The sequence below is a fragment of the Streptomyces sp. NPDC002138 genome (genome assembly GCF_040296485.1).
Lineage (GTDB): Bacteria > Actinomycetota > Actinomycetes > Streptomycetales > Streptomycetaceae > Streptomyces.
Genome location: NZ_JBEOXE010000140.1, coordinates 1 through 5257, shown reverse-complemented (window position 1 = coordinate 5257; position 5257 = coordinate 1). Strand labels below are relative to the sequence as shown.

2 protein-coding genes are annotated in these 5257 nt (G+C 69.8%); both read right to left on the bottom strand.

Translation table 11 applies throughout. The features are described from left to right. The coding region (locus tag ABT084_RS37605) for a condensation domain-containing protein (protein ID WP_351054270.1) at positions 1-1445 on the bottom strand (1445 nt) is incomplete at its 3' end. Next, on the bottom strand, positions 1445-5245 hold the full coding sequence (locus ABT084_RS37600) for a non-ribosomal peptide synthetase (protein WP_351054267.1): 3801 nt from the start codon (positions 5243-5245) through the stop codon (positions 1445-1447). The genes ABT084_RS37600 and ABT084_RS37605, both read right to left, overlap by 1 nt. Positions 5246-5257 lie beyond the last annotated feature (12 nt).

Genomic DNA, 5257 nt, shown 5'->3' with positions numbered 1-5257 from the left:
GCAACCGCATCAGGCGTCCGCGCCACCTGCGCCTCAAACAAATCCGCAACCGTACCCCCAGGCACCACAGCAGACGTGTCATTCCACTCAACAACGACCCGACGACGCTCCACCTCACCCAGCACATCCACCTCACCAAGCCGCAGCTCGGGCTCGGCAACGAGCTGTTCCATCAGCCGAGTCCAGCGAGTCACCAGTCGCTCGGCCGACTCCAGGTCGAACAGATCGACCGCCGTGATCACCGAGCCGTGCAGGCCGGCCGGCGCACCCGTGGCGTCGAAGAGCTCGCTCGCGCTCACCTCAAGGTCGACCTTGGCAGCAGCCGGGGCCGGCTCGCCCGGCGCGTCGACATCGGTCGGCGCGCTCCCCGGTGCCGCTCCCTCCTCCATGGTGAGCATCACCTGGAAGAGTGGGTGGCGGGCCAGCGAACGAGTCGGCGCCAGCTCCTCGACCAGCTTCTCGAACGGTATGTCCTGGTGGGCGAACGCCTCCCACCCGGTCTCCCGGACCCGTCCGAGCACCTCGCGGAACGTCGGGTCTCCCGACAGGTCCGTACGCAGCACCAGCGTGTTGACGAAGAAGCCGACGAGGTCGTCCAGTGCCACGTCGGTACGTCCGGCCACAGCCACACCGACCGGGATGTCGGTGCCGGCGCCGAGACGGGAGAGCAGCACCGCCAGCGTGGCCTGGAGGACCATGAAGACGGTGGCGCCCTCGGCCTGTGCGAGTTCCGTCATCCGGGCGTGCACGTCGGCCGGGACCGCCAGCGGCAGACTGCGGCCCTGGTGGCTCGCCACGGCCGGGCGGCCGTGGTCAAAGGGCAGTTCCAGCTCTTCCGGGATGTCCGCCAGCGCCTGCCGCCAGTAAGCGATCTGGCCGGCGGCCACGCTCTGCGGGTCGGCCGTGTCGCCGAGCAGCTCGCGCTGCCAGAGCGCGTAGTCGGCGTACTGCACCGGCAGCGGCTCCCACTCGGGAGCGTGGCCTGCGCAACGAGCCTCGTACGCCGCGCGCACGTCCCGCGACAGCGGGCCCATGGACCAGCCGTCACCGGCGATGTGGTGGACCACCACGACGAGGATGTGCTCTTCATGGGCGGTGGAGAGCAGCGAAGCGCGTATCGGTGCTTCGGCGGACAGGTCGAAGGCGTATCCCTTGGCCGTGGCGATCGCGGCGTCCAGGTCGGCGGGCGCCACCTCCTCCGTCGTGAGCTCCCACTGCAGCTCGTCGAGCTCGAGGATCTGCTGGTAGGGCTCGCCGTCTTCGACTCCGAAGACGGTGCGCAGCACCTCGTGGCGTCCGATGACGTCCCGCAGGGCCGCGTTCAGGGCAGCCTGGTCGAGGGAGCTCGACAGCCTCAGCACCATCGGGATGTTGTAGGTCGCGCCGGGGCCTTCGAGCTGGTCGATGAACCACAGACGACGCTGAGCGAATGACAAGGGAATCATCAGGACTCCTTCTGGTTGCGCATCGGCCGCAGCGCCGGCCTAGCTGACTCTTGTGTTCCAAGTTGCTTTGCAAGTCCTGCCACCGTCGGCGCTGCCAACAGCACCCTCAGTGGTACCTCCACACCCATCACTGCCCGGATCTGACTGATCAGCCGGACCGCCAGCAGTGAGTGCCCGCCCAACGCGAAGAAGTCGTCGTCCACGCCGACCGTCGGGAGTCCGAGTACTTGGGCGAACACGGCGCACAGGGACTGTTCCTGACGGTCCGAAGGCTTGCGGCCGGCGCTTGCCATGGCTGCGAAGTCCGGCGCCGGGAGGGCCTTGCGGTCGAGCTTCCCGTTCACCGAGAGCGGGAATGCCTCAAGCACCACGACCGCTGCCGGAACCATGTAGGCGGGCAGCCGCGTCCCGACGAAGTCGCGGATCCTGCTGGGAAGTTCCGCGCCTCCGTCGGCCACGACGTAGGCCACGAGGCGCTTGTCTCCTGGGCGGTCCTCTCGGGCGAGCACCGCAGCCTGGGACACCTGCGGGTGGGCGCCCACCACCGTTTCGACCTCGCCGAGCTCGATGCGGAAACCGCGGATCTTCACCTGGTCGTCCGCCCGGCCCAGGTACTCCAGCCGTCCTTCCTGGTCCCAGCGCACCAGGTCACCCGTGCGGTACATCCGGTCGGCAGACTCGAAGGGACAGGCGACGAAACGCTCTGCCGTCAGCGCCGACCGTCCCAGATAGCCGCGCGCCAGGCTGGCGCCCGCAAGATACAGCTCGCCGACGATCCCCGCACCGACTGGACGGAGCGCACCGTCCAGCACGAAGGCGCGCGTGTTCGCGAGCGGCCGGCCCACCAGCGGCGCCACGGTTTCCGCCGCGTCGACCCACAGGGTGTCCACGCTGGCCTCGGTCGGGCCGTACAGGTTGACGCACCGGGTGCCTTCGGCGGCCCGCGCCCGCTCCCACAGTGCCGTACCCGCGGCCTCGCCACCGATCAGCAGCACCTTGGGACGGTGAACCGGATCCTCCAGCAGGCCTTCCTCGACCAGCTGCTCGGCGTAGCTGGGAGTGACATCCAGGACCTCGATGGCGTTCTCCGCAATGTGCCGCACCAGCAGGGACGCGTCACGGCGCAGGTCGTCCGGGATCACATGCAGCTCGTGGCCGGCCGCCATCCACAGCAGCCCTTCCCACGAGGTGTCGAACGACAGCGACGCCGTCAGCGCCACCCGCATCCGCCGCCCGGCACCGGCGATCACACCCGCACGGTGGAATCCCGACAGGTTGCTCAGGCCCTCGTGCGGGATGACTACGCCCTTCGGACGGCCCGTCGAACCGGAGGTGTAGATCACGTATGCCGGGTGCCCGGGCAAGGGCGCCGCCCACTCGCCCTCACCGCGCGGGTCCACCGGCAGGGCGGCAAGGGCCTGCTCGACCTCGGGTGCGTCCAGGGACACCAGCCGGGCATCGCAGGACGACACCAGCTCCACCGTCGTCCGCTCACACAGGACCACCACAGGCCGGGCGTCCTCCAGCATGTAGGCGACACGGTCCGCCGGATACTCCGGATCCACCGGCATGTACGCCCCGCCGGCCTTCAGCACGGCCAGCAGCGCGACCACCACGCCGACCCCGCGCTCCATCGCCACGGCCACCACCGACTCCGGGCCCACGCCCAGAGCCACCAGGTGCCGGGCGAGCCGGTTCGCCCGCCCCTCCAGTTCCGCGAACGACAGCTCGCCGTCCGCGGCCACAACAGCCCTCGCAGCCGGAGTCAGTACCGCCTGGGCGGCGAACTGATCCGCGTACGTCGCAGTCCCGAAATCCACCGCCGTGTCGTTCCACGCGTCCAGAACACGATGCCGCTCATCCGCGTCCAACACGTCCACGGCGCCCAGCGGCACGTCCTCGCCGCCGTCCAGCACCCGCTCCAACGCCGCCACCAGATTGCCGGTCGCGGTACTGAGCAGCAGACCCACAGCACGCGGATCGATCGGCGCGACCGCGTCCACGGCAAGCCCCAGGTCCGTGCCGTCGTCGTCGACCGAGACCGACAGCGGGAAGTTGTCGCGCTCCTGGCTGAACAGTGGCCTGATGCCGCCCGGCTCGGCGCCCTCAGCCCGCTCCGCACTCGGCTCGGCGGTTCGGGGAAGGTTGTGCCGGTAGTTGAGCATCGAGGTGAACAGAGGTGTGCTGCCCGCCACTCCGCTGGCCCGCTGCGCCACCGCGAGCGGCGCGTGCTCGTGCTCCAACAGGTCGGCCAGCTGGTCACGCATGGCGGAAATGGACTCCCGCGCACCGAGCTCCCCGGTACGCACACGTACTGGCAGGGTGTTGATGAAGGGGCCCGGTACCCGGTGCGACCCTGCGCCTGCGTTCATCCGGCCGAACAGCACCGTGCCGAACACGACATCATCACGGCCGCTCACCGCGGCCAGCAGCCGCGACCACGCCACATGCATCACCGTGGCCGGACTGGCTCCCAGCCGCCGTGCCACATCGCGCAGCCTCCCACTCACCTCGGCGGAGATCGGCGTGAAGACACGCCGCGAGTCCGCGCCGTTACCCCGCACATCGACCAGCCCGAACGGCGCCGTCGGCTCGGTCACATCACCCAGCAGCCCGCCGAAGTACCGCTCGTGCTCGGCACGCGCCGCCCCGCCCCGGGCCTGCGCCACGAAGTCGCGGAGCGGCAGCGGGTCCGGCAGCGTGTCGCCACGCCCGGCGAGGAACGCATCTACCTCCTCGAAGACGATTTCCAGCCCGGTGTGGTCCTGCACCATGTGGTGCACCATCACCAGGGCCAGCCACTGATCACCCTCGGGGGCCGGCGCCGCCAGCATCCGGATGAGCGGGGCCTGCACGATGTCCACCGACAGGCCGCCGACTGCGACCAGTTGCCGGACCGGATCCGCGTCCTTCGGGTCCAGTGCCACTTCGGTCACCGGGAGGACCGCGTGACGCCGCACCACCTGAACCGGCTCCCGCAGCCCCTCCCACACGATGCCGGTGCGGAAGATGTCGTGCCGGTCGATGACCTGCTGCAAGGCTGCGGTGAAGCCGTCGAGCCGCTCACGCGAGTCGAACTCCAGCACCGTGGGCATGACGTAGGCGTCCTCGCCGCCATCGGCCAGGAGGTGGTGGAACAGCAGACCCTCCTGGAGAGGGGCAAGGGGGTAGATGTCGGCGATGTTCGCCGCGCCGCCCTCGACAGTCGCGACGATCCGCTCGATCTCACCCGCGTCCAGCTCCACCAGCGGAAGCATCCCCGGCGTGATCTCCACCGCGTCCGCGGGGATCAGATTCGGCGGGACCTCCACCCGTACCGGCCCAGCGGCCGTCGCGAGGCCGGCCACCGTCGGGGTCTGGAACAACGCCCGCACCGACACCGACACCCCACGCAGACGCAGCTGCTCCACGAGCTGAATTGCCATGAGCGAGTGGCCGCCGAGGGCGAAGAAGTCGTCGTCCACGCCCACGCCGTCGAGACCGAGAACCTGCGCGAAGGCAGCACACAGCACCTCTTCGCGGGCATTGACCGGCCCACGACCGGCACCCGCGATGTACTCCGGAGCGGGCAGGGCCTTGCGGTCGAGCTTGCCGTTCACCGTCACCGGCAGCTCGTCCAGCACCACGACAGCCGAAGGCACCATGTACTCCGGCAGCCGAGCACCCGCGAACTCCCGCACCGAAACCGGCAGACCATCCACCCCACCACCCGGCACGACATACGCCACCAGACGCACATCACCCGGCACATCCTCACGCGCCACCACCGCCGCCTGCGCGACCCGCGGATGAGCAGCCACCACCGCCTGGAC